The 25,631-nt window shown below is 53.4% G+C and carries 16 protein-coding genes, 2 rRNA genes and 1 riboswitch; of the genes, 14 read left to right on the top strand and 4 right to left on the bottom strand.

Annotated features, from left to right (window positions below; translation table 11 throughout):
* The first annotated feature begins 167 nt into the window (after nucleotides 1-167).
* From BS640_RS03325 to aceK, 6 genes are all read left to right on the top strand, one after another.
* Nucleotides 168-3,073: ribosomal RNA gene (locus BS640_RS03325) — 23S ribosomal RNA — on the top strand.
* Nucleotides 3,074-3,194: 121 nt separating this feature from the next.
* Nucleotides 3,195-3,310: ribosomal RNA gene (gene rrf / locus BS640_RS03320) — 5S ribosomal RNA — on the top strand.
* 325 nt (nucleotides 3,311-3,635) lie between these two features.
* On the top strand, nucleotides 3,636-4,565 hold the full coding sequence (gene metA / locus BS640_RS03315; RefSeq protein ID WP_017494282.1) for a homoserine O-acetyltransferase MetA: 930 nt from the start codon (nucleotides 3,636-3,638) through the stop codon (nucleotides 4,563-4,565).
* A gap of 376 nt (nucleotides 4,566-4,941) precedes the next feature.
* A complete protein-coding gene (gene aceB, locus BS640_RS03310; RefSeq protein WP_017494281.1) occupies nucleotides 4,942-6,540 on the top strand; it encodes a malate synthase A in 1,599 nt (532 codons plus the stop codon).
* Between the two features lie 31 nt (nucleotides 6,541-6,571).
* Nucleotides 6,572-7,882 carry an isocitrate lyase gene (gene aceA / locus BS640_RS03305; RefSeq protein WP_017494280.1) on the top strand — a complete coding sequence of 437 codons (1,311 nt, stop codon included), beginning with the start codon at nucleotides 6,572-6,574 and terminating at the stop codon, nucleotides 7,880-7,882.
* A 61-nt stretch (nucleotides 7,883-7,943) separates the two neighbouring features.
* The gene (aceK, locus tag BS640_RS03300) at nucleotides 7,944-9,686 is read left to right on the top strand and encodes a bifunctional isocitrate dehydrogenase kinase/phosphatase (RefSeq protein ID WP_084911882.1); all 1,743 of its coding nucleotides are present in this window, start codon (nucleotides 7,944-7,946) and stop codon (nucleotides 9,684-9,686) included.
* A 14-nt stretch (nucleotides 9,687-9,700) separates the two neighbouring features.
* Here aceK and iclR read toward each other — a convergent pair whose 3' ends face one another.
* Nucleotides 9,701-10,543 carry a glyoxylate bypass operon transcriptional repressor IclR gene (gene iclR / locus BS640_RS03295; protein ID WP_017493366.1) on the bottom strand — a complete coding sequence of 281 codons (843 nt, stop codon included), beginning with the start codon at nucleotides 10,541-10,543 and terminating at the stop codon, nucleotides 9,701-9,703.
* A 295-nt stretch (nucleotides 10,544-10,838) separates the two neighbouring features.
* Here iclR and metH point away from each other — a divergent pair, with 295 nt between their 5' ends.
* Nucleotides 10,839-14,540 carry a methionine synthase gene (metH, locus tag BS640_RS03290; RefSeq protein ID WP_084911879.1) on the top strand — a complete coding sequence of 1,234 codons (3,702 nt, stop codon included), beginning with the start codon at nucleotides 10,839-10,841 and terminating at the stop codon, nucleotides 14,538-14,540.
* A 44-nt stretch (nucleotides 14,541-14,584) separates the two neighbouring features.
* Here the strand turns inward: metH and BS640_RS03285 are convergent, their stop codons facing one another.
* Nucleotides 14,585-15,295, bottom strand: coding sequence for a UTRA domain-containing protein (locus BS640_RS03285; RefSeq protein WP_017493368.1), 711 nt, complete (start codon nucleotides 15,293-15,295; stop codon nucleotides 14,585-14,587).
* 202 nt (nucleotides 15,296-15,497) lie between these two features.
* Between BS640_RS03285 and BS640_RS03280 the strand changes: the two genes are divergently transcribed.
* The 7 genes from BS640_RS03280 to BS640_RS03250 all read left to right on the top strand — a co-directional run bounded on the left by BS640_RS03280 (nucleotide 15,498) and on the right by BS640_RS03250 (nucleotide 22,555).
* The gene (locus tag BS640_RS03280; RefSeq protein ID WP_017493369.1) at nucleotides 15,498-16,556 is read left to right on the top strand and encodes an ABC transporter substrate-binding protein; all 1,059 of its coding nucleotides are present in this window, start codon (nucleotides 15,498-15,500) and stop codon (nucleotides 16,554-16,556) included.
* A gap of 194 nt (nucleotides 16,557-16,750) precedes the next feature.
* Nucleotides 16,751-17,548 carry an alkaline phosphatase family protein gene (locus tag BS640_RS03275; RefSeq protein ID WP_017493370.1) on the top strand — a complete coding sequence of 266 codons (798 nt, stop codon included), beginning with the start codon at nucleotides 16,751-16,753 and terminating at the stop codon, nucleotides 17,546-17,548.
* A 24-nt stretch (nucleotides 17,549-17,572) separates the two neighbouring features.
* On the top strand, nucleotides 17,573-18,412 hold the full coding sequence (locus tag BS640_RS03270) for an ABC transporter permease (RefSeq protein ID WP_017493371.1): 840 nt from the start codon (nucleotides 17,573-17,575) through the stop codon (nucleotides 18,410-18,412).
* A 38-nt stretch (nucleotides 18,413-18,450) separates the two neighbouring features.
* Nucleotides 18,451-19,236 carry an ABC transporter permease gene (locus BS640_RS03265; protein WP_017493372.1) on the top strand — a complete coding sequence of 262 codons (786 nt, stop codon included), beginning with the start codon at nucleotides 18,451-18,453 and terminating at the stop codon, nucleotides 19,234-19,236.
* Between the two features lie 2 nt (nucleotides 19,237-19,238).
* The gene (locus BS640_RS03260) at nucleotides 19,239-20,231 is read left to right on the top strand and encodes an ABC transporter ATP-binding protein (RefSeq protein ID WP_017493373.1); all 993 of its coding nucleotides are present in this window, start codon (nucleotides 19,239-19,241) and stop codon (nucleotides 20,229-20,231) included.
* Nucleotides 20,228-20,884 (top strand): HAD family hydrolase, encoded by a 657-nt coding sequence (locus BS640_RS03255; protein ID WP_017493374.1) that lies wholly within the window; start codon nucleotides 20,228-20,230, stop codon nucleotides 20,882-20,884. Before BS640_RS03260 ends, BS640_RS03255 begins: the two co-directional genes overlap by 4 nt.
* Nucleotides 20,885-20,899: 15 nt before the next feature.
* On the top strand, nucleotides 20,900-22,555 hold the full coding sequence (locus tag BS640_RS03250) for a Na/Pi cotransporter family protein (protein ID WP_084911877.1): 1,656 nt from the start codon (nucleotides 20,900-20,902) through the stop codon (nucleotides 22,553-22,555).
* A 71-nt stretch (nucleotides 22,556-22,626) separates the two neighbouring features.
* Here the strand turns inward: BS640_RS03250 and panS are convergent, their stop codons facing one another.
* Both panS and lysC read right to left on the bottom strand, forming a co-directional pair.
* Entirely contained in the window at nucleotides 22,627-23,562 is a 936-nt protein-coding gene (gene panS / locus BS640_RS03245; protein ID WP_017493376.1) for a ketopantoate/pantoate/pantothenate transporter PanS, read from the bottom strand.
* A 203-nt stretch (nucleotides 23,563-23,765) separates the two neighbouring features.
* Complete coding sequence (gene lysC, locus BS640_RS03240; protein WP_017493377.1) at nucleotides 23,766-25,160, bottom strand: lysine-sensitive aspartokinase 3; 1,395 nt, start codon at nucleotides 25,158-25,160, stop codon at nucleotides 23,766-23,768.
* Nucleotides 25,161-25,267: 107 nt separating this feature from the next.
* A riboswitch (Lysine riboswitch) is annotated at nucleotides 25,268-25,458 on the bottom strand.
* Nucleotides 25,459-25,631 lie beyond the last annotated feature (173 nt).

Here is a 25,631-nt window from a genome sequence, read left to right as displayed (position 1 = left end):
TTGCTCTTTAACAATCTGGAACAAGCTGAAAAATTGAAATGATACAGCTGAACATAACTCTCCGTAGAAGTACTGAGTTATGCGCACCTGTATTAGAGTCTCTCAAATAATCGCAGCCTCGAATGTTGTCACTCTTTATGAGTTTATAAGACACCTTCGGGTTGTGAGGTTAAGCGACTAAGCGTACACGGTGGATGCCTAGGCAGTCAGAGGCGATGAAGGGCGTGCTAATCTGCGAAAAGCGTCGGTAAGGTGATATGAACCGTTATACCCGACGATACCCGAATGGGGAAACCCAATGTGATACGTCACATTATCGCATGGTGAATACATAGCCATGCGAGGCGAACCGGGGGAACTGAAACATCTAAGTACCCCGAGGAAAAGAAATCAACCGAGATTCCCCCAGTAGCGGCGAGCGAACGGGGAACAGCCCAGAACCTGAATCAGTTTGTGTGTTAGTGGAAGCGTCTGGAAGGTCGCACGGTACAGGGTGATAGTCCCGTACACAAAAGCGCATAAATTGTGAGTTCGATGAGTAGGGCGGGACACGTGACATCCTGTCTGAATATGGGGGGACCATCCTCCAAGGCTAAATACTCCTGACTGACCGATAGTGAACCAGTACCGTGAGGGAAAGGCGAAAAGAACCCCGGCGAGGGGAGTGAAATAGAACCTGAAACCGTGTACGTACAAGCAGTGGGAGCCTACTTGTTAGGTGACTGCGTACCTTTTGTATAATGGGTCAGCGACTTATATTTTGTAGCAAGGTTAACCGTATAGGGGAGCCGTAGGGAAACCGAGTCTTAACTGGGCGTCAAGTTGCAAGGTATAGACCCGAAACCCGGTGATCTAGCCATGGGCAGGTTGAAGGTTGGGTAACACTAACTGGAGGACCGAACCGACTAATGTTGAAAAATTAGCGGATGACTTGTGGCTGGGGGTGAAAGGCCAATCAAACCGGGAGATAGCTGGTTCTCCCCGAAAGCTATTTAGGTAGCGCCTCGTGAACTCATCTTCGGGGGTAGAGCACTGTTTCGACTAGGGGGCCATCCCGGCTTACCAACTCGATGCAAACTCCGAATACCGAAGAATGTTATCACGGGAGACACACGGCGGGTGCTAACGTCCGTCGTGAAGAGGGAAACAACCCAGACCGCCAGCTAAGGTCCCAAAGTCATGGTTAAGTGGGAAACGATGTGGGAAGGCATAGACAGCCAGGATGTTGGCTTAGAAGCAGCCATCATTTAAAGAAAGCGTAATAGCTCACTGGTCGAGTCGGCCTGCGCGGAAGATGTAACGGGGCTAAACCATGCACCGAAGCTGCGGCAGCGACGCTTAGGCGTTGTTGGGTAGGGGAGCGTTCTGTAAGCCGTAGAAGGTGAACTGTGAGGTTTGCTGGAGGTATCAGAAGTGCGAATGCTGACATAAGTAACGATAATGCGGGTGAAAAACCCGCACGCCGGAAGACCAAGGGTTCCTGTCCAACGTTAATCGGGGCAGGGTGAGTCGACCCCTAAGGCGAGGCTGAAAAGCGTAGTCGATGGGAAACAGGTTAATATTCCTGTACTTGGTGTTACTGCGAAGGGGGGACGGAGAGGGCTAGGCTAGCCGGGCGACGGTTGTCCCGGTTTAAGCGTGTAGGGGTGTAGACCTGGTAAATCCGGTTTACTGTAACCCTGAGGCGTGATGACGAGTCACTACGGTGATGAAGTAGTTGATGCCGCACTTCCAGGAAAAGCCTCTAAGCATCAGGTAACATTAAATCGTACCCCAAACCGACACAGGTGGTCAGGTAGAGAATACTCAGGCGCTTGAGAGAACTCGGGTGAAGGAACTAGGCAAAATGGTGCCGTAACTTCGGGAGAAGGCACGCTGTCGCTAGGTGGAGGAACTTGCTTCCCGAGCCGAAGACAGTCGAAGATACCAGCTGGCTGCAACTGTTTAATAAAAACACAGCACTGTGCAAACACGAAAGTGGACGTATACGGTGTGACGCCTGCCCGGTGCCGGAAGGTTAATTGATGGGGTTATCCGCAAGGAGAAGCTCTTGATCGAAGCCCCGGTAAACGGCGGCCGTAACTATAACGGTCCTAAGGTAGCGAAATTCCTTGTCGGGTAAGTTCCGACCTGCACGAATGGCGTAATGATGGCCAGGCTGTCTCCACCCGAGACTCAGTGAAATTGAACTCGCTGTGAAGATGCAGTGTACCCGCGGCAAGACGGAAAGACCCCGTGAACCTTTACTATAGCTTGACACTGAACATTGAGCCTTGATGTGTAGGATAGGTGGGAGGCTTTGAAGCGTGGACGCCAGTCTGCGTGGAGCCAACCTTGAAATACCACCCTTTAATGTTTGATGTTCTAACTCGGCCCCGTAATCCGGGGTGAGGACAGTGTCTGGTGGGTAGTTTGACTGGGGCGGTCTCCTCCTAAAGAGTAACGGAGGAGCACGAAGGTTAGCTAATCACGGTCGGACATCGTGAGGTTAGTGCAATGGCATAAGCTAGCTTGACTGCGAGAGTGACGGCTCGAGCAGGTACGAAAGTAGGTCATAGTGATCCGGTGGTTCTGAATGGAAGGGCCATCGCTCAACGGATAAAAGGTACTCCGGGGATAACAGGCTGATACCGCCCAAGAGTTCATATCGACGGCGGTGTTTGGCACCTCGATGTCGGCTCATCACATCCTGGGGCTGAAGTAGGTCCCAAGGGTACGGCTGTTCGCCGTTTAAAGTGGTACGCGAGCTGGGTTTAGAACGTCGTGAGACAGTTCGGTCCCTATCTGCCGTGGGCGTTGGAAGATTGAGAGGGGCTGCTCCTAGTACGAGAGGACCGGAGTGGACGCATCACTGGTGTTCGGGTTGTCATGCCAATGGCATTGCCCGGTAGCTAAATGCGGAAAAGATAAGCGCTGAAAGCATCTAAGCGCGAAACTTGCCTCAAGATGAGTCTTCCCTGGAGCTTCGAGCTCCCTGAAGGGACGTTTAAGACTAAGACGTTGATAGGCTGGGTGTGTAAGTGCAGCGATGCATTGAGCTAACCAGTACTAATGACCCGAGAGGCTTAACCTTACAACACCGAAGGTGTTTTAGAGAGACGAGACGAAAGTTTCAAGAAATCAGCTTGTTCAAAGATTGGTTCTGATGGCGGCCTGCAGGAATGTGGAAAGCGGTTGGAATGAAACAGAATTTGCCTGGCGGCAGTAGCGCGGTGGTCCCACCTGACCCCATGCCGAACTCAGAAGTGAAACGCCGTAGCGCCGATGGTAGTGTGGGGTCTCCCCATGCGAGAGTAGGGAACTGCCAGGCATCAAATAAAGAACAAGCCCTAGTCGAAAGACTGGGGCTTTTTCTCGTCGGTAATTTAAGAAATTCCAGTTCAAGAGAAGGCCCCTGTCTGACGACAGGGGCTTTTTTGTGCGCGTTTACTGACCATTTTTAACCCTTTTTGCCTCCTTCTAAATAGCTAAAACTCTTCATCAAACAGATATAAATAACTAAATGTTATGAGCATATAGCCTTAAGCTGAATAATTTTCACCTAGGCTTTACAAGCTCGACATAGCCGCTGAAAACCGTTATCTTCGGGCATCTAGATGTCTAAACGTATAAGCGGATGTAGTGAGGAAGTTGTTATGCCAATTCGGGTTCCAGATGAGTTACCAGCCGTGAACTTTTTGCGCAATGAAAACGTCTTTGTGATGACGTCTTCACGTGCAAAAACTCAAGAAATTCGTCCATTGAAAGTGCTGATACTCAATTTGATGCCGAAGAAGATCGAGACGGAGAATCAGTTTCTTCGCCTGCTTTCCAATTCCCCTTTGCAGATTGATGTTCAGCTGCTGCGTATCGACAGCCGTGAGTCCAAGAACACGCCTGCCGAGCATTTGAATAACTTCTACTGCGATTTTGAAGATATCCAACACGATAATTACGACGGGTTGATCGTGACCGGTGCACCGCTGGGTCTGGTGGACTTCTGCGACGTCGCCTATTGGCCGCAGATTGAGCGTATCGTTCATTGGGCAAAAGAACATGTCACCTCAACGCTGTTTGTCTGCTGGGCCGTACAGGCCGCGCTGAACGTGCTTTATGGCATGCCGAAAATGACCCGCGAGACCAAACTCTCCGGCGTATATGCGCATCAGACGCTACAGCCTTTGGCGCTTCTGACCCGTGGATTTGACGAGTCATTCCTGGCGCCACACTCGCGCTATGCGGACTTCCCGATTGAAGAACTGCGCAAATACAGCGATCTGGATATTCTCGCCGAATCGGAAGATGCGGGTGCTTATCTGTTCGCGACAAAGGACAAGCGCATGGCGTTCGTCACCGGCCATCCAGAATACGATGCCGGTACGCTGGCAGGCGAGTATCTGCGTGACCTTGACGCAGGCCTTTCACCGGACATGCCTTACAACTACTTCCCTGAAGACAATGCGGATCTGGCACCGAAAGCCAGCTGGCGCAGCCACGGCCATCTGTTATTCACCAACTGGTTAAACTACTACGTCTACCAGATAACGCCATTCGATCTTCGCCAGATGAATCCTACGCTGGAATGAGCTCTTAGCCTGTCTCGGTAATACAAGTCTGAACGCCCACGATCACTTCTCCGATCGTGGGCGTTTTTATTTTGTTCCTGCCAATGCCGATCCTTGTTCGATTGCAAAAATTATGGAAATTGATCCTGTTTCTATAAAAATATTTCACCCTCTATTTAGTTGAATCAAAAAGACTTTATTTTTATTTAAAATAAAAATGGAAATCGTTTTTGATTTTATCATTTTCTTGATTACGCTTAAGTCTATCGGCTAGTAAATAACCAGTCTGGTCATTTCAAGTTATGCGATCTTTTTACGCCTCGGATCGTCGCCGTGATCAACGCGTCCAGCTCAGGCAGATGTTTAATGAGCTCATTGAAAAGTCAGGAGAATGTAGATGTCACAGCAGATAACCCACAGCCCACTCGACTTTACACGCCAATTTTCAGAACAGGCATCCAGCATTCTGACCGAACCCGCCATCGACTTTTTGGCTGATTTGGTAAGCCAATTCGCCCCTGTACGCCAGCAGCTACTGACAGAAAGGCGATATATTCAGTCGGATATTGATGCCGGTAAGCTGCCGGACTTTATTTCGGAAACGTTTTCCATTAGAGATACTGAATGGCGCATCCAAAATATTCCTGATGACCTGCTCGACAGGCGAGTCGAAATAACCGGGCCTGTCGAACGTAAGATGGTCATCAATGCGTTGAATGCCAACGTTAAAGTCTTCATGGCAGACTTCGAGGATTCACTTGCGCCTAACTGGAGCAAAGTGATTGAAGGGCAGGTTAATCTGCGCGACGCGGTGCGCGGCACCATCAGCTACACCAATGAGGCAGGTAAGATTTATCAACTTAAACCTGACCCGGCCGTACTGGTTTGTCGAGTCAGAGGATTGCATTTGCCCGAGAAACACGTGACCTGGCAGGGTGAGCCTATCCCGGGCGGCCTGTTTGATTTTGCGCTGTATTTCTTCCACAACTATCGCGAACTGCTGGCCAAAGGCAGCGGCCCTTACTTCTATCTGCCCAAAATGCAGTCTTACAAAGAGGCGCAGTGGTGGAGTCAGGTATTTTCCTTCGCCGAAGACAGCGTCGGGCTGCCGCGCGGCACTATCAAGGCCACGGTACTGATTGAAACATTGCCTGCGGTATTCCAGATGGACGAAATCCTTTATCACCTGCGCGAACATATCGTCGGGCTCAACTGCGGGCGCTGGGACTATATCTTTAGCTATATCAAAACATTAAAGAACTTCGGCGATCGCGTCTTACCTGACCGCCAGGTTGTGACCATGGATCAGCCTTTCCTCAGCGCCTATTCCCGTCTGCTTATCAAAACCTGCCATCGCCGAGGGGCGTTCGCGATGGGCGGCATGGCGGCATTTATTCCGAGCAAGGACCCGCAGCGCAACGCGTGGGTGCTCAATAAGGTGATCAAGGATAAGGAGCTTGAGGCGGCGAACGGCCATGACGGCACCTGGATTGCGCATCCCGGCCTCGCCGATACCGCCATGTCAGTATTCAGCAAGGCACTAGGTTCACGTCCCAACCAGCTTGACGTTACGCGTGAGGAAGATGCACCGATTTACGCCGAAACTCTGCTTACGCCATGTCAGGGAGCGAGAACAGAGGAGGGGATGCGCGCCAACATCCGCGTCGCGGTGCAATACATCGAAGCATGGATTTCAGGCAATGGCTGCGTGCCAATCTATGGACTGATGGAGGATGCCGCCACGGCGGAAATATCCCGTACCTCAATCTGGCAGTGGATCCATCACGGCAAAACGCTAGACGACGGACAAAAGGTGACCAAAGAGCTTTTCCGCCAGCTGCTGGCGGAGGAGATGCAGGTCATTCAACAAGAATTAGGTGACCAGCGGTTTTGCTCTGGGCGTTTTCACGAAGCCGCAGCGCTGATGGAAAAAATCACCACCCAGGATGAACTGATCGACTTCCTCACGCTGCCTGGCTATGCGCTGCTGGCTTGATAAACCCTGATAAGAAATCGGAGTCACCGTCATGAAAATTACCCGTACCCAACAAATACAACAACTCGAAGAATCATGGTCACTGCCGCGCTGGAAAGGGATCACTCGTCCATACACGGCCGCAGAAGTTATTAGCCTGCGCGGCTCTGTGAATCCCGAATGTACGCTGGCGCAGCATGGCGCGAGCCGACTGTGGGAGCTGCTGCACGGCGGGTCACGCAAAGGTTATGTCAACTGCCTCGGTGCACTCACCGGTGGGCAGGCGCTGCAACAGGCCAAGGCCGGTATTGAGGCGATTTATCTGTCTGGGTGGCAGGTTGCCGCCGACGCCAACACCGCGTCGAGCATGTATCCCGATCAGTCTTTGTATCCAGTGAATTCCGTTCCCGAAGTGGTATCACGCATCAACAATACCTTTCGCCGGGCGGACCAAATTCAATGGGCAAACAACATCGAACCGGGCCAGCCGGGTTATACCGACTATTTCTTGCCGATTGTTGCCGATGCAGAGGCCGGTTTCGGTGGCGTGCTGAACGCGTTTGAATTGATGAAATCTATGATTGAGGCAGGCGCGGCGGCGGTGCATTTTGAAGACCAGCTGGCCGCCGTGAAGAAGTGCGGGCACATGGGCGGAAAAGTGTTGGTTCCGACGCAGGAGGCAGTGCAAAAGCTGGTTTCTGCTCGTCTGGCGGCAGACGTTTTGGGCGTACCTACTTTACTGGTCGCCAGGACCGATGCGGATGCGGCCGACCTGCTGACCTCTGACTGTGATCCCTATGACAGCGCGTTTATCGCCGGCGAACGCACCCATGAAGGCTTTTACCGCACTCATGCCGGTATTGAACAGGCCATCTCGCGCGGGCTTGCCTATGCGCCTTATGCAGACGTTGTCTGGTGCGAAACCTCGACGCCGGATCTGGCGTTGGCGAAGCGCTTTGCCGAGGCAATTCATCAGCGTTTCCCGGGAAAACTGCTGGCCTACAACTGCTCGCCGTCGTTTAACTGGAAGAAAAACCTCGATGACCAGACCATTGCGAGCTTCCAGGATCAACTGGCAGCGATGGGTTATCAGTACCAGTTTATTACTCTCGCCGGTATTCACAGTATGTGGTTCAACATGTTCGATCTGGCCCATGCCTATGCGCAGGGCGAGGGCATGAAACACTACGTCGAAAAAGTCCAGCAGCCGGAGTTTGACTCCGTAAAACGTGGCTATACCTTCGCCTCGCATCAGCAAGAGGTTGGCACCGGTTATTTCGATAAGGTCACCACCATTATTCAGGGCGGACGCTCCTCGGTGACGGCTCTGACCGGCTCGACGGAAGAACAGCAATTTTCCTGAGAACGCAATGGCCCGAATCATACGGGCCATTTGGACCCCGCGTAAGTCAGAGAGCAGAGTGATGAAGACAGAACTGTTGATTGCCCAAACCATTCTTCAGGGATTCGATGCACAGTATGGGCGCTTTCTGGAAATTACTTCCGGCGCTCAGCGGCGTTTTGAACAAGCTGACTGGGCTGCCGTTCAGCAGGCAATGAAGCAGCGTATTCATCTTTATGATCATCATGTTGGGCTGGTGGTCAGCCAGCTGAAGTGTATTACCGGTCCACGCTTTTATGATGCGACGTTCAATGCGCGTATCAAAGCCTGCTTCAGCAGCCTGTTGCCTGATTATCCGCGCGGTGAAATTGCCGAAAGCTTTTTTAATTCAGTCTATTGCCGCATCTTCAAACATCGTGATTTAGCCGACGACAGGCTGTTTGTCTTTAGCGAACAACTGCCGCAAAGCGCTAAACCGCCACAGAGACCTCTGGCACGACTCTTTGCGCCTGGCCCTAGCCTGCGGGACATGCTGCAAAAATTGTTAATGGAACTGCCGCTGCGCCTGCCGTGGGAGGACATTACAAGGGACGCGCACGCCATTGCTGATGCCCTGAACGTTTCTTTTCCTGACGGTGAGCTCGACAACGCAGAATTCGAAATGGCCAACGAGCTTTTTTACCGCAACAAAGCGGCGTGGCTGGTCGGCAAGATTCGTCTGGCCGGCAGGGCACAGCCTTTCCTGTTACCTGTCCATCAAAGCCGACAGGGACGACTCTTCGTTGATACGTGCCTCACCGAGCAGGACGATGCCAGCATTGTTTTCGGTTTCGCCCGCTCCTATTTCATGGTTTATGCGCCACATCCCGGTGCATTGGTCGAATGGCTGCGCGAAATTCTTCCCCACAAGACCACGGCAGAGCTTTACAGCGCCATAGGCTGTCAGAAGCATGCGAAAACAGAATGTTACCGTGAGCATCTGCGCTATATGGCCTCAAGCACCGAGCCTTTTATCATCGCTCCCGGCGTTAAAGGCATGGTTATGCTGGTATTTACCCTGCCAGGCAGTGACCGCGTTTTCAAAGTCATCAAGGACCGATTTGCGCCCCCCAAGCAGGTTACCGAGCAGCGAGTCAGGGACTGCTACCAGTTGGTCAAGGAGCATGACCGGGTAGGGCGAATGGCCGATACGCAGGAGTTCGAGCATTTTATCCTGCCCAAAAATCGCATCAGTGCCGAGTTGATGGCCGAGCTACAGTGCGAAGCCGTCAATAAAATAGAAGATCTCGGCGACAGCATCGCAATACGCCATTTATACATTGAACGGCGAATGAGCCCACTAAACCTCTACCTTGCACAGGCAACGCCCGAGCAGCTGCATGACGTGATAGAAGAGTACGGTAACGCAATTAAGCAGCTGGCCGCCGCAAATATTTTTCCGGGGGATATGCTGTTTAAAAACTTTGGTGTGACGCGCCATGGTCGGGTGGTGTTCTACGACTATGACGAGATTTGTTATATGACGCAGGTTAATTTCCGTGACCTGCCTTTGCCGCGCTTTCCCGAGGAGGAACTGGCGAGCGAACCCTGGTACAGCGTGTCCGAGAACGACGTCTTCCCGGAGGAATTTCGGCATTTCTTGTGCAGCGACGCACGACTTCGGCCGCTATTTGATGCGCTGCACGGCGACCTGTTTTGCCCTGACTATTGGCGCGGGCTGCAACAGCGTATTCTCGCGGGTCACATTGAAGACGTTTATGCCTACCGCCGCCGACAGCGGTTTAGCGCCAGAACGTCGCAGAAGCCCAACGCTGAGGCGAGCTAATCTCGCCCCGCTTTTTAATGCTTGCCGCCGCCGTAGGCCTGGGTTATCTCTTTCGCCGCATGGATAACCAGCGCCCCGAGCTCGGTAACGCGATCGTCAGTAATCCTTGAAACCGGCCCCGAAATCGAAATTGCCGCGTAGGCGTCATTGTGTTCGTCATAAATACAGGTCGCCACGCAGCGCAGTCCTAACGCATGTTCTTCATCATCAAAGGCATAGCCGCGCTTGCGGGTCTCGGCCAGCTCCTGCTTGAGATTCGCCGGTGAACTGCGGGTCATCGGCGTGTAGCTGTGCAGCCCAATTTTGTGTAGCAGTTTAACGAGACGCTCTTCGGGCAGCGTGGACAGGAATGCTTTGCCTGCGCCAGAAGCATGCATCGGCAGCTTGCCACCAATGGGTGCCGACATCCGCATCAGCGCATTGCACTGTACCTGATCGATAATGATCGCCTGGTAATCGCTGTGATCGAGCACCGCAAGGTTCACTGTCTCGCCAGATTCTTCCATTAATCGGCGCAGCATGGGATGAACCATGGCTAACAGGTTGCGGCTTTGCAGAAAGCTGCTGCCGACCACGAAAGCGTGGGAGCCAATTGTCCACAGACCCAGATCGCCAACCTGACGAACGAAACCCTGTTGCTGCATGGTGGTCAGGAGCCTGTGCGTTGTCGAGTTGGGCAGTCCGGCCTGCTGGGCCAGGTCGGTGAGCGCCACGCTGCCCTGAGCTTCGGCAATGTATTCAAGCAACTTCAGACCGCGGGTTAACGATTGAACCTGTCCGGTTGCTGTGCTGGCACTGGCCGTTGTGCCTTTGCCCTTTTTAGTGCGTTTTGCTGCCGTGGCAGAAGAGGTCACCATCGTGCTTTCCCTTGTCAGCGTCGCCACTATAACGGCGAGAAAATATTATTTTGGAATTGGTTTTCGTTTTTACAGTATGGATCGCAAACAAGTTTTGCGCTCATCCGATGTGTTGCATCGACTCTGGAATGTGCCTCGAGGATTTGATGAAAAAGACTCAGGTTGCTGCCGGCACTGGGCCTGAGCAAGGTATGCTAGGATTATTGGCGGATTTTGAAGCAGGTTTTCATAAATTATGATTAAAGTAGGGTGCTGAAGACCGGCCAAACGTGAAAGTAGCAGAATTTTGCAAGCAATGGGTGATGAGGTGAAAGTGACTAATCGAGTTGAAGCACTGCATGAACAGCTGGCGAAGCGGATTTTAGTTCTCGACGGTGGCATGGGGACAATGATCCAAAGCTATCGTCTGGAAGAAGAAGACTATCGCGGCGAACGTTTTGCTGATTGGGAAAGCGATCTCAAGGGCAATAACGACCTGTTGGTGCTGACCAAGCCCGAGATTATTACCGCCATCCATTACGGCTATCTCGAGGCTGGGGCGGACATTCTCGAAACTAACACCTTCAACTCGACGACCATCGCCATGGCCGACTACCACATGGCGTCACTCTCGGCCGAGATAAACTATGAGGCGGCCCGACTGGCGCGTATCTGCGCTGATGAATGGACTGCACGCACGCCAGAGAAACCGCGCTATGTGGCGGGTGTGCTAGGGCCAACCAACCGCACCGCCTCGATCTCTCCCGACGTCAACGATCCTGCATTCCGTAACGTCTCCTTCGATCAGCTGGTGGAAGCCTATCGCGAATCGACCCGTGCCTTGATCGAAGGCGGCGCGGATCTGATCATGGTTGAAACGATCTTCGATACCCTGAACGCCAAAGCGGCGACCTTTGCTATCGAAACCGTGTTTGAAGAGATGGGCGTCCTGCTGCCGGTGATGATTTCCGGCACGATTACCGACGCCTCTGGTCGCACGCTGTCAGGCCAAACGACGGAAGCATTCTATAACTCGCTGCGCCACGTCAAGCCGCTGACCTTTGGTCTGAACTGTGCACTTGGCCCCGACGAGCTGCGTCAATACGTCGCCGAGCTTTCCCGTATCGCCGAATGTTACGTCACCGCTCACCCTAACGCCGGTCTGCCTAACGCCTTTGGGGAATACGACCTTGAAGCCAAAGAAATGGCTGAACACATCGGCGAATGGGCACGCTCCGGCTTCCTCAATATTGTGGGCGGCTGCTGTGGTACTACCCCAGCGCATATCGCCGAGATAGTGCTGGTCCTCGACGGCGTTGCACCACGCAAATTGCCCGAAATTCCGGTCGCCTGTCGTTTAGCGGGTCTTGAACCGTTAACGATTTCTCCCGAGACGCTGTTTGTTAACGTGGGTGAACGTACCAACGTAACGGGGTCGGCTCGCTTCAAAAGATTGATTAAAGAAGAAAAATATTTAGAGGCGCTCGAGGTGGCCCGCCAGCAGGTTGAAAGCGGGGCGCAGATTATTGATATCAATATGGACGAGGGCATGTTGGATGCCGAAGCGGCGATGGTCAAATTCCTCAATTTGATCGCCGGCGAGCCAGACATCGCCCGCGTGCCCATCATGATTGACTCTTCAAAGTGGGACGTTATCGAAAAAGGCCTGAAATGCATTCAGGGCAAAGGCATCGTTAACTCGATTTCCATGAAGGAGGGCGAAGAGTCTTTCCTCAACTACGCCCGCAAGGTGCGCCGCTACGGTGCTGCCGTGGTGGTCATGGCCTTTGATGAAGTCGGACAGGCAGACACTCGCGCCCGTAAAATCGAGATTTGCCGTCGCGCCTACAGGCTGTTGACCGAAGAGGTGGGGTTTCCGCCGGAAGATATTATCTTTGACCCGAACATCTTTGCCGTCGCAACCGGTATCGAAGAGCACAACAACTACGCCGTTGACTTCATTGAAGCCTGTGCCGATATCAAGAGCGAGCTGCCTCATGCCCTGATTTCGGGCGGGGTGTCCAACGTCTCTTTCTCATTCCGTGGCAACGAGCCGGTCCGTGAGGCGATTCACGCGGTGTTCCTTTATCACGCTATTCGCAACGGCATGGACATGGGCATAGTCAATGCGGGTCAGTTGGCCATTTATGATGACTTAACGCCCGAGCTGCGCGAGGCGGTGGAGGACGTCATCCTTAATCGTCGCTATGACGGCACCGAGCGGCTTTTAGATCTGGCAGAGAAATATCGCGGCAGCAAAGACGACGGTGAGGCGAACAAACAGCAGGCCGAGTGGCGCAGCTGGGACGTCAGAAAGCGCCTTGAATATTCGCTGGTGAAGGGCATTACCGAGTTCATTGAGCTCGACACCGAAGAGGCTCGTCAACTGTCGACGCGACCGATTGAGGTCATCGAAGGTCCGCTGATGGACGGCATGAACGTGGTGGGTGACCTGTTTGGTGAAGGAAAAATGTTCCTGCCGCAGGTGGTGAAATCAGCACGCGTTATGAAACAGGCGGTGGCTTATCTCGAGCCCTACATCGAGGCCAGTAAAGAAAAGGGTAAGACTAACGGCAAAATCCTGCTGGCGACGGTAAAAGGCGACGTGCACGACATCGGCAAGAACATCGTGGGCGTGGTGCTACAGTGTAATAACTATGAAATTATCGATCTGGGCGTGATGGTCCCGACCGACAAAATTCTGAAAACGGCCATCGAAGAGAACGTTGATATCATTGGGCTTTCTGGCCTGATTACGCCGTCGCTTGACGAAATGGTCAACGTGGCGAAAGAGATGCAGCGCCGTGGTTTCACCATTCCGTTGCTGATTGGCGGGGCAACTACCTCGAAGGCGCACACGGCGGTCAAGATTGAGCAGAACTACCAGGGGCCGACAACCTACGTACAAAATGCCTCGCGCTCGGTCGGCGTGGTGTCAGCGCTGTTGTCCGACACGCAACGAGATGCCTTTATCGAAAGAACCCGTAGAGAGTACGAAACCGTGCGTATTCAGCATGGGCGTAAAAAACCGCGCACGCCGCCCGTCAGCCTGGTGAAGGCGCGTGAAAACGCGACCGTGCTGGACTGGGAAAGCTATACGCCGCCTGTGGTGCATCGTTTGGGTATTCAAAAGGTTGAGGCTAGCATCGAGACGCTGCGTAATTACATCGACTGGACGCCGTTCTTCATGACCTGGTCGCTGGCCGGTAAGTATCCTCGTATTCTTGAAGATGAAATTGTCGGCGAAGAGGCTAAACGCCTGTTCAAAGATGCCAACGACATGCTGGATAAACTCTCCAAAGAACGGCTTCTGCATCCGCGCGGCGTGGTCGGTTTATTTCCGGCTAATCGAGTCGGCGATGACATTGAAATCTATAGCGATGAACGTCGTGATGACGTGCTGGTGGTCAGCCACCATCTGCGTCAGCAAACCGAAAAAACCGATTTTGCCAACTACTGCCTGGCCGATTTTGTCGCGCCAAAAACCAGCGGCAAAGCTGACTATATTGGCGCTTTTGCCGTGACCGGCGGGCTGGAGGAAGATGCGCTGGCCGAGGCCTATGACAAACAGCACGATGATTACAATAAAATCATGGTCAAGGCGCTGTCAGACCGTCTGGCCGAGGCGTTTGCAGAATATCTTCATGAACGAGTGCGTAAGGTTTATTGGGGCTTCGCGGCTAACGAAAATCTCAGTAATGAAGAACTGATTCGCGAAAATTATCAGGGTATCCGACCGGCACCGGGCTATCCGGCGTGCCCGGAACATACCGAGAAAGGACAGATCTGGAAGTTGTTGAATGTCGAGGAGAATACCGGCATGCAGTTGACCGAATCCTTCGCAATGTGGCCGGGGGCGGCCGTTTCAGGCTGGTATTTCAGCCATCCGGAAAGTAAATACTTTGCCGTGGCGCAGATTCAACGCGATCAGGTTGAGGACTACGCGGCCCGTAAAGGGATGCCGATAGCCGACGTCGAGCGCTGGTTGGCCCCCAACCTCGGCTACGACGCAGATTAATCTCTTCTTCTCCCTTCTCCTTTTAAACAGGAGGAGGGAATTCCTCACCCTACCTCCACATCAATCTGTAACGCATCGTAGCGCCAATATTCTAAATCACAGTCAATTACGCGATCCTGTCGATCGCGGTTGATCCGCGTAATAAACAGCGCCGGGCTACCCGCCGCGACTTTCAGAGCAGTAGACGCCTGTTCTGGCAGTCGCGTCGGCACCATATCAAAACGCACCCGACCATATTTCACCCCATAGCGGGAGAAATACAGGTCAGTCAGGGACTGCGTCAGGTCATCGTGAATGATATCGGGGAAGAACTTCGGATTGAGGTAATGCTCAACGTAGAGCACCGCGCGTCCATCGATGTACCGCAAACGGCGGATGCAATAAATGTCACTTTGCGGTGGCAGATTGAGCCTCTGACACAGTACGTCGCTGCCTTTTATCTGGCTTGCGTCGAGCAGCTCCGTCTGGGCAATGCGCCCTTGCTCCTTTGCCATCGCGTGGAAGTGGCTGCGCTGAAGCGGGTTATAGAGGATACGCGGCGGTGAAATAAACCATCCCCGCCTGACCTCCCGGTAAATAAGTCCTTGCGCCTCGAGCTGCCCCAGAGACTCGCGCAGAGTGATTCGCGTCGTGGAGAACTCCTCACTTAGCGTTCTCTCTGAAGGCAGGCGTCCTTCGGTGCGATAAAACCCTGCGGCTATCTTTTCACTCAATGTCTGGCAGATAGCTGCAACGGTAGTTTGCGATTCACTCATCAGTCTTCAGCCTCATTTCAGTGCATTTTTGCACCACAATGACCAATAAAGGTTGAAAATTTGTGCACTTGTTAACAGCTATTAGCTTAAAAATGCCGCTTTTTCGCGCTGTCATATAATTATCACAAACGATCTTTAGATTGGCTTGGTTCTTGCTGGACTAGACCAGCACTCACACACACTATCATCTGGAGCATCAGTTATGAAACAGTTGTTCGCTACTGTGTTAACCACCGCGCTCGTTATGACCACGACCACGGCGTTTGCCGCCGAGTCTCTGGCAGATCTGGAAAAAGCCGCTAAAGCCGAAGGCACGGTCAACAGCGTCGGGATGCCTGATTCGTGGGCTAACTGGAAAGATACCTGGAATGATTTGAATACCAAATACGGCATCAAACACAGTGATACCGATATGAGTTCAGCTCAGGAGATAGCGAAGTTTCTGGCGGAAAAAAATAACGCCAGTGCGGATATCGGCGACGTGGGTGCAGCATTCGGTCCGGTTGCGGTAAAAGAGGGCGTTACACTGCCGTACAAGCCAAGCACCTGGGATCAGGTTCCTGCCTGGGCGAAAGACAAAGACGGAAATTGGGCTCTGGCTTACACCGGAACTATCGCGTTTATCATTGATAAATCACAGGTTAAAGACGAGCCACACAGCTGGGCCGACCTGCTGAAGGGTAAATATAAAGTCACCATTGGTGACGTGAGCACCGCCGCACAGGCCGCAAACGGCGTGCTGGCGGCCACCTATGCGATGGGTGGCAACGAGAAAAACCTCAAGCCGGGTCTGGAGTATTTCGCTAAACTGGCTAAGGCCGGTCGTCTGAGCCTGACCGACCCGGTTATTGCCTCGCTGGAGAAAGGGGAAGTGCAGGTCGGTGTGGTCTGGGACTTCAACGGCCTTAACTATCGCGACCAGATTGATAAAACCCGTTTCGACGTGGTTATCCCTTCAGACGGCAGCATCACCTCTGGTTATTCAACCATTATTAACAAATACGGCAAGCATCCAAACGCTGCGAAATGGGCGCGTGAGTACATCTTCTCTGACGCGGGCCAAATCAACCTGGCGCGTGGTTATGCTCGTCCTATTCGCGCAGAACATCTGACCCTGCCGGATGACGTGAAGGCCAAGCTGCTGCCAAACAGCGAATACGCCAATGCGCATCCGATTGCCGATCCGGACGCCTGGACCAAGAGTGCCAAGACGCTTCCACGCCTGTGGCAAGAGCAGGTCATGATCAACCTCCAACAATAAAATCCTCGTCATCTCGCGTGTTTGAGGGGGCGGTGGCTTCTCAGCCGTTTCCGGTCACTTACTTCAGTAAGCTGCCGGGAAACACTTGGTCGCCGTCTTCCTGACACGCGAGATCTCTAGAGGATTAATTTCCCAGCTTTGAAATTTTAAATAAGTTATTGAAATTAATATTAATTTTATCAGGGCCATACGTAATGAAAAGTATTCTGGTGGTATTGGACGGTCTGAACTTTCAGGTTGCCCGCGATGCAATGGGTTATTTACAGGCACAGTGTGCTGCGGGACGCGGGCGCTTGTATCAACTGGAGTGCGAGCTGCCTTCACTGTCACGCCCGCTGTACGAATGCATTCTGACCGGTGTGACGCCGGTGTTAAGCGGGATTGTGCATAACCACGTTGACCGTCTCTCTACCGGACAGAGTATTTTTCACTACGCGCGCGATGCCGGTTTGACCACGGCGGCAGCCGCCTATCACTGGGTGAGTGAACTCTATAACCGCACGCCGTTTGACCCTGCGCGTGACCGCCACACTGACGACAAGAGTCTGGCTATCCAGCACGGGCATTTTTATTACGACGATGCTTATCCGGACTCTCATCTGTTTGATGATGCAGAAAGTTTGCGTCTGAAGCATCACCCGGACTTCCTGCTGATCCACCCTATGAATATTGACGATGCGGGCCACAAGTTTGGCCTCGATTCGATGCAGTATCGCAACAAGGCGCGCGTGGCAGACGGCATTTTGTCGCACTATCTCGGCACCTGGCTCGATGAGGGTTATCAGGTGATTGTGACCGCGGACCATGGCATGAACAACGACCGTAGCCACGGCGGCATTCTGGCAGAAGAGCGTCAGGTGCCGATGTTCGTCTTTGGCAGTGCTTTTAGCCTGCAACAGGCTGAGCCGCTACAAACGGAGCTGTGCGGTACGGTATGCCAGCTGCTTAATGTCAGCCACGACAAACCGCACTGCGCGGATTTGCTGGCCTGAAACGCGAGAGGTTGAGGATAACGGATGAAAGCTAAGTGGCTCGCACTGCTGTTTGTACTCCCTTTTGCAGTGTTCTTTATTGCGTTCCAGCTTGCGCCGCTGGTGTGGGTCGCCGTGAGCAGTTTTTACAGCGATACCTATGAGGCGTGGGGATTCGGCAACTACAGCGATATTTTGACCTCGCCGTTTTATCTCCAGGCGATGAAATTTTCGTTGGATATCTCGGTCTGGTCGAGTTTGTACGGTTTGCTCATCGCTTTGGTTGGTAGTTACTCACTTCGCCAGCTGGGCCCAACAAAACTGCATGATTTCGTCATGTCATTCACCAACATGACCAGCAACTTTGCCGGTGTACCGCTGGCTTTTGCCTTCGTCATTCTGCTCGGTCTCAACGGTACGCTGACGCTCGTCATGCGCAAATATGGCCTGATGAGCACCTTCAATCTGTACTCCAAAGACGGTCTGATTGTCCTCTATACCTATTTCCAGATCCCGCTCGGTGTTCTGCTGCTTTACCCAGCCTTTGACGGACTGCGCGAAGACTGGAAAGAGTCTGCGGCGTTGCTGGGGGCGGGGAAATGGCGTTTCTGGCGCTACATCGGCCTGCCGGTGTTGGCGCCCGCGTTGATGGGGACTTTCGTGATTCTGCTGGCAAATGCCCTGGGTGCCTATGCCACGGTTTATGCGTTAACCACCGGCAACTTTAACGTCGTGCCGGTGCGTATTGCGGCACTGGTGTCGGGCGATATCTCTCTCGACCCGAATATGGGCAGTGCGCTGGCGATTCTGCTGGTGCTGTTAATGGCGGTCATCACGCTGGTGCATCAGTGGCTGTTGCGCAGGAGCTATCTCAATGTTCGCTAGGACTTATTTTTTGATTAACCGCAGAAGGGGGGCGAGCTATGTCACGTGCTGAAAGCGTCTATCATCGCCTGGTTGTCTGGGTATTATTCATCATTTTGGTGCTGCCGCTGGCTGCAACGCTGATATATGCGCTCGTGGAAGACTGGGGAGCGACGATTCTGCCGAGTGGATTCACCATGAAGTGGCTGATAGCGCTGTGGAGCGACCCGCGTTTTCTGGTGGCGCTGGGGCACTCACTGCTAATCTGCCTTGGGACACTGTTCTTCTCGATGGTGCTCATCCTGCCGCTTATGTTTGTGATTGCTTACTATTTTCCAAGGCTCGATGCCTTAATGAACGTCCTTATTTTGTTGCCGTTTGCCGTTCCTCCAGTCGTCTCGTCCGTTGGGCTGATGGAGCTCTATTCTTCACCCCCGTTCGAATTAACCGGTACGCCGTGGATTTTGATCGGCTGTTATTTCACTATCGCCCTGCCGTTCATCTACCGCGCGATTTCCAACAACATTCAGGCGATAAATATGCGTGACCTGATGGATGCAGCGCATCTGCTCGGAGCGAGCACCTGGAAAGCCGCGTTGCTGGTGATTTTGCCGAATTTACGCAAGGGGGCCACCATTGCGGTACTGCTGTCCTTCTCGTTCCTGATTGGTGAGTTTGTATTCGCTAACCTGCTGGTGGGCAGCCGCTATGAAACCCTGCAGGTCTATCTCTACAATATGCGTAATGGCAGCGGCCATTTTACCAGCGCATTGGTCATCTCCTATTTCGTGGTCGTCCTGGTCTTCACCTGGGTGGCGAACGTGTTGAATAAAGGGAAACGCTGATTATGTCCTACCTGCAAGTCACTCAGCTCAACAAGCATTACGGCCAGACGCAGATTTTCAATAACATCGATTTCAGCGCTAAAGAGGGCGAGTTCGTGACGCTGCTCGGGCCAAGCGGCTGCGGAAAATCGACACTGCTGCGCTGTCTAGCGGGCCTGACCTCGGTCGATAGCGGAAAAATTCTGCTACAGGGGCAGGACATTGTTCCCCTGACGCCGCAAAAGCGCGGCATCGGCATGGTGTTTCAGAGCTATGCGCTGTTTCCTAACATGACCGTCGAGGGTAACGTCGCCTTCGGCCTGAAGATGCAAAATATTTCGGCCAGTGAGACCAAACGAAGAGTCGCGGAGGTGCTGAAGCTGGTTGAGCTGGACGAGTTTTCGCGCCGTTATCCGCATCAGCTTTCCGGTGGTCAGTGTCAGCGCGTGGCGTTGGCCCGTTCTTTAGTGACCCAGCCGCGTCTTCTGCTGCTCGATGAGCCACTTTCGGCGCTAGACGCCCGTATTCGCAAACATCTTCGTGAGCAAATTCGCCGTATTCAGCGTGAAATGAACCTGACTGCTATCTTCGTCACTCACGATCAGGAAGAGGCGCTGACCATGTCCGATCGCATTGTTTTAATGAATAAAGGACAAATCGTACAGAATGGCGACGCTGAAACGCTGTATACTGCCCCGGTTAATGCCTTCGCGGCAGGATTTATCGGCAGCTACAATCTGCTGACCGCCGAGCAGGCCTACGCACTAACCGGACAGAGTTATCCTTCTCAGGTGGCCGTCAGGCCTGAGTCCATCGCGCTTTGCGCGCCAGAGCAGGGAATTCCAGCCCGCATCATCAATCACAGCCTGTTAGGTAACGTTGTTCGTTATCGTGTCGTGGCTCACAATGTCGAGTTATCCGTGGATGTTTTAAACCGCTCCGTTGACTCTCTATATATTGATGGCACTGATATTGGTCTACAGTTAGATCTTGATACCTTACGGGAAGTTGCATGAATCTGGCGCTGTTCGATTTGGATGAAACGCTGATCGGCGGTGACTGTTCCAGCCTGTGGTCGGCCTTTATGGTCAAGCAAGGCTGGGTCGCCGATCCCGACGTATTTTTGCAGCAGGACGCCGAGATGATGCGTCTGTATGCCATAGGTCAGATGGATATGACCGAATATATGAACTGGACCCTGAGCCCGCTCAAAGGCCGCACCGAGGCCGATGTTGCCGCGATGGTTGCGCGCTTCGTTAACGAAGTCATTGCCGACAGGGTTTACGCCAAAGCACGAGAATGCCTGAGTGACCATCAGGCTAAAGGCGATCGCACCCTTATAATTTCCGCCTCGGGTGAGCACCTGGTCGCGCCGATTGCGAAGTTTTTGGGCGTAAACGAGACGCTGGCTATCGGCGTCGAGAAAATTAACGGTCTCTATACCGGTTTTACTGAAGGCGTGCTGACTTTCCGTGAAGGAAAAGTAACGCGGCTGATGGCGCTGTTAAATCAGGATGCCAGTCAGCTCGAGCGCGCCTGTTTTTATTCGGATTCGCACAACGATCTGCCGCTGCTTATTAAAGTCGCCAGCCCTGTCGCAGTGAATCCGGATGCTATCCTGCTCCAACACGCCAGGCAGGCAGGATGGCCTGTTTGCGCCTGGCGCTAAAGGAGCTCTTTTTTAGTGTTAACTCTTCTTCATTTGCTTTCAGCTATTTCATTACTCGTATGGGGTACGCACATTGTGCGTACTGGCATCATGCGTGTGTTTGGTGCCAATTTGCGCCGCGTTCTCAGCAGCAGTGTTGAAAAGAAACCTCTGGCGTTTGTTTCCGGTATCGGCGTGACTGCGCTGGTACAAAGCAGCAACGCAACGGCGCTCCTGGTCACCTCTTTCGTTGCCCAGGGACTCGTGGCGCTCTCTCCCGCGCTGGTGATAATTCTGGGGGCCGACGTCGGTACCGCGCTGATGGCGCGCGTGCTGACCTTCGACCTCTCGTGGCTTTCTCCGCTGCTGATTTTTGTTGGCGTGGCCTTCTTCCTGAGCCGCAAGCAGACGCGGGCAGGGCAGATGGGGCGCGTCGGGATTGGTCTGGGGCTGATTCTGCTGGCCCTCGAGCTCATTGTCAGTGCGGCCACGCCAATCACGCAGGCGTCGGGCGTTAAGGTACTATTCTCGTCGCTGACCGGCGATACCATTCTTGATGCCCTGACCGGTGCCGTTTTCGCCATCATCAGCTACTCCAGTCTGGCCGCAGTGCTGCTGACCGCCACGCTTGCCGCGACCGGCGTTATCTCGCTCAAAGTCTCGCTGTGTCTGGTGATCGGTGCCAACCTCGGCAGCGGTATTCTGGCGATGATCAACGCCAGCAAACAAAATGCGGCGGGGCGTCGGGTTGCCTTGGGTAGCCTGCTGTTCAAGCTGATTGGCTGTGTGATTGTCTTGCCGTTTATCGGACCGCTGACGGGGCTGCTGGCGCGCATTGGCATTCCTGATGAAGAGCTGGTGATCTATTTCCACGTGTTCTACAACCTGATTCGCTGTCTGGCACTGGTGCCTGCGGCGGGCATGATGGCGCGTATTTGTGAGCTGTGGATTGCCGATGTCCCTGAGGATGACCCACGTCTGCGTCCGCGTCATCTCGACGTGAGTGCTATCGACACGCCGACGCTGGCGCTGGCCAATGCAGCACGCGAGACGCTGCGCATGGGCGATGTGGTTGAGCACATGCTTATCCTTCAGCATGAGGTCATGCACGGTAAAATTACCCAGGATCGTGAAGTACGCCGCCTCGATGATGACGTCGATGTGCTTTACACCGCCATCAAACTTTATCTGGCGCAGATCCATAAAGAGGATTTGGGCGAGGACGATTCGCGTCGTTGGGCGGAGATTATCGAGATGGCGCTCAACCTTGAACAGGCCGGCGACATTATCGAGCGCATGACCGGCGATATCACCGCCAAGTCGCACGATACGCGGCGTGCCTTCTCGGCCGAGGGGCTGTCTGAGCTGGACAATCTGCATGAGAAACTGGTCGATAACCTGCGTCTTAGCCTGTCGGTATTCCTGTCAAACGATCTGACCAGCGCCAAGCGTCTGCGTCGTTCCAAGCATCGCTTCCGCCTGCTTGACCGCCGCTACGCCCACGCCCACGTTGACAGGCTGCATCAGCACAACGTTCAAAGTATTGAAACCAGCTCGCTGCACCTTGGTTTACTGGGTGACATGAAGCGCCTTAACTCGCTGTTCTGTGCCGTGGCGTACAACGTGCTGGATAAGGACGAGAAAGAAGACGAGCGCGAAGAGCTCGATGATGTGCCGGGAATAGCAAAATAACGCCGTGACCGCCGCAAACAAAAAGGCCGCGATATTCTCGCGGCCTTTCTTTTTTGCCCGATCGGTACAGATTACTTCTGCGCTAATTTTTCGCTTTTTTTCACCGGACGACCCGACCAGTAACCGGCCAGGAGCGAGCCGGAGAAGTTATGCCAAACTGAGAAAATCGCACCCGGCAGGGCAGCAATCGGCGTGAAGTAAAGCTTGCCAAGCGTGGCCGCAAGGCCTGAGTTCTGCATGCCAACTTCGAGCGCGATGGTGCGGCAGGTCGTCTCATCAAAACCAAACAGCTTGCCGCCCCAGTAGCCGCTGAGCAGCCCGATGGCGTTGTGCAGAATAACCGCTGCCACCACCACCAGACCGACCGAACTAATCAGACTCTGGCTTGCAGCGATAACGGCACTGATGATGGCGAGAATGCAGACCATTGAGAATACCGGCAGGTAAGGCTCGATACGTTTGACCGCATGAGTAAACAGATGATGAATAATCAGTCCCGCGAGAATAGGGAACACGACAATTTGCAGAATACTCAACAGCATGCCTTCGACATCGACCTTGATGTGCGTATCGACATACAGGCGGGTGAGCAGTGGGGTTGCAAAAACGCCGACCAGCGTGGAAACGGAGGAGATGGTCACTGACAGTGCCACGTCGCCTTTGGCTAAATAAATCATTACGTTAGATGCAGTACCGCTGGCAACGCTTCCCACCAGAATCATACCGGCGGCGAGGTCGTCAGGCATGTGGAAAAGTTTGGCCAACAGCCAGGCAGCAAGAGGCATCACCAGATAGTGCAGGAAGGTTGCGGCGGCAACCGGCGCAGGGCGTGAAAGTACGCGTTTAAAATCGCCAAATTCCAGGGTAACGCCCATCGCAAACATAATCAGCATCAGCAGGCCGCTGACGTGAGGGCCAATCGGGGTAAACGTGGACGGCGTATAATAGGCGGCAACCGCCAGTAATAAGGCCCACAGCGGGAACAGGCGTGTGATCTTGGCTAACATGCAGGGAAATCCTCAGCGTCTTGTCATTTTATTGTGTTGTTGTGTATTTAATTTTTTTATTAAGTAATTTTTAAAGCCAAACAGTTTTATCTTCTCTGTGTATTTCAGGCAACCCTCTGCGGAGAATTAATAAACATGCAGGCATAAAAAAAGCCGGGCTATCGACCCGGCTTATTTATCTATCTGCTGGAATCGAAAATCGATTAATCCTGCTCGAATAGATTGTGGTGTAACTTCTGCACGACCTGGTTGGCATCGTCGCCCGGCACCAGGAAGCACAGGTTATAGCTGCTCGCACCGTAGCAAATCATGCGGATGTTGAACGGATCCAGCACGCCGAAGACTTCTTTGCCCACGCCGCAGGCCTGGGACAGCTTGTTGCCGATGATGGCAATCAATGCCAGATTTTCCTCGACCTCAACGCGACACAGTGAAGAAAGCTCGGTCAGTAACGAGGTGGTCAACAGGCTGTCACCGGAAGAGGTTGAACCTGTGGTGTCCAGCGTCAGGGCCACGCTCACTTCGGAGGTAGTAATCAGGTCCACCGAAATATTGTGGCGCGCCAGAATATTGAACAGTTCAGCGAGGAAACCTTGCGAATGCAGCATGCTGAGGCTATGCAGGGTTAGCAGGGTCTGCTTACGACGCAGCGCCAGCGCGCGAAACAGCGGCGGGTTTTCTGTGGTATCGCAAACCAGCGTGCCGCCCGCAGACGGGTCTTTACTCGAGCCGACGAACACCGGAATACCGCGACGCACCGCAGGCAGCAGGGTCGCTGGATGCAGAACTTTCGCGCCGAAGGTCGCCATCTCGGCCGCTTCTTCAAAGGCAATGCGATCGATGCGTTTAGCACCCGGCACCAGACGCGGATCGGTGGTGTAAATGCCCGGAACGTCGGTCCAGATATCCACGCGGCTGGCGTGCAGCGCTTCACCAAGCAGGGCAGCCGTGTAATCGCTGCCGCCGCGGCCCAGTGTGGTGGTGCGACCTTTTGGCTCAGCGCCGATAAAGCCCTGAGTGATAATGAGTGCTTCCTGTAGACGAGGTAATAGCTGCTGCTCGGCCAGTTCCAGTAGAATCTGGGTGTCTGGCTCAGCGCGGCCAAAGCGGTCATTGGTGCGCATGATTTTGCGGACGTCGAACCACTCTGCAGACACGTGGCGCTGGCGCAGGATCTCGACGAACAGCAGCGTCGAGATAATCTCACCGTGGCTGACCAGCTCGTCGGTCAGCGCGGTCGAGGTAGCCAGGCTTGCCGCTTCTGACAGCGTGCTGATATTTTCCAGCATGCGTTCGATTTCTTCGCGGATAACGTCCGGTTGCTCGAGACGGTCAATGATAGCGGTCTGGATGCGGCGAATTTCGCTCAGCAGGAAATCACGACGCTCAGTTTCGCGGCCTTCTGCCAGTTCAACCAGCAGATTGGTCACGCCAGCGGAGGCGGAAAGGACCACCACGCGAACGTCAGGATTGGAGAGTACCACATCGGCACTTCGGTTCATGGCGTCGAAATCTGCCACACTGGTGCCACCAAATTTGGCAATGACCGTGTTGTTCAGAGGCGGTTGGTCAGCGATGCGGGATGTTGCTTGATTCATTTAAAACCTCGTGTCAGGGTCGTCATTTTCAGACGGCCTTTTTAATTGCATATTCCATGGCACAAGGGTAGAGCGGGAAACGGGAGCAGACGTAGAGATGCTACGATACACCCAGAAGCGCCCCACCATGCCAATAGCTCATCGAGCTATAGCGGTGACAACCCAGAGGATTCAGCCCCTGTAGTCGATCTTTTCCCAACCGTTGGGTGTCTGACCTCGGCGTCGCACCCCATAATGCACCTTCGTCGGATACGGTTCCTCCGATACATTGCCTGGGCGACGCGCCTCTTCTGGCTTACCCGCGCGGACGCGTATAAGTTAGGCGCCTAGGATCACCGGTTCTGTGCCATCTGTCAACGATCGCGCGGCCTCTGACTCACATTTTGAATGAATGTCATCTATTATTCAGTGCGGTATTTGTCTATCAGGCGCATTGCCAACAGTTATTGCCTATTGCAAGAAACGCAAGAA

The organism is Rouxiella badensis, assembly GCF_002093665.1.
Lineage (GTDB): Bacteria > Pseudomonadota > Gammaproteobacteria > Enterobacterales > Enterobacteriaceae > Rouxiella > Rouxiella badensis.
The sequence above is the reverse complement of the archived record's forward strand: the minus strand, read 5'-3'. Positions and strand labels throughout refer to the sequence as shown.